Origin of the sequence: Glycomyces salinus, assembly GCF_016428645.1 — a bacterium.
In the GTDB taxonomy this organism is placed as follows: Bacteria; Actinomycetota; Actinomycetes; order Mycobacteriales; family Micromonosporaceae; genus Glycomyces; species Glycomyces salinus.
Map to the genome: position 1 here is coordinate 1 of NZ_JAELXW010000197.1, position 610 is coordinate 610.

General features: G+C 68.4%; 1 protein-coding gene. It reads right to left on the minus strand.

From position 1 onward, the window contains the following. The coding region (locus tag JFB92_RS25020) for an ABC transporter ATP-binding protein (RefSeq protein WP_199044682.1) at positions 1-610 on the minus strand (610 nt) is incomplete at both ends.

Consider the following 610-nt stretch of genomic DNA (forward strand, 5'->3'; position numbering starts at 1 on the left):
ACGATTTGGCCGTCGGCGAGGAAGATGACGCGGTCGGCGTAGGCGGCGGCGGTGGGGTCGTGGGTGACCATGACGATGGTCTGTGCGAATTCGTCGACGCTGGTGCGGAGGAATTGGAGGACTTCGGTGCCGGAGCGGGTGTCGAGGTTGCCGGTGGGTTCGTCGGCGAAGACGACGTCGGGGCGGGCGGCGAGGGCGCGGGCGCAGGCGACGCGTTGCTGCTGTCCGCCGGAGAGCTCGGTCGGCTTGTGGTCGAGCCGGTCGGTCAGGTCGAGGGTGTCGATGATCCGCTTGATCCAGTCCGGGTCGGCTTTGGCGCCGGCGATGGCGGCCGGGAGGGTGATGTTCTCCTCGGCGGTGAGGGTGGGCAGGAGGTTGAACTGCTGGAAGATGAAGCCGATCTTGTCGCGGCGCAGCTTGGTGAGTGCTTTGTCGCTCAAGCCGGTGATGGTGGTGTCGCCGACGCCGACGGTGCCGCGGTCGGTGGTGTCCAGACCTGCGAGGCAGTGCATGAGGGTGGACTTGCCTGAGCCGGACGGGCCCATGATGGCGGTGAAGGCGCCGGCCTCGAACGAGACCGACACGTCGCGCAGCGCGACGACCTGGGCCT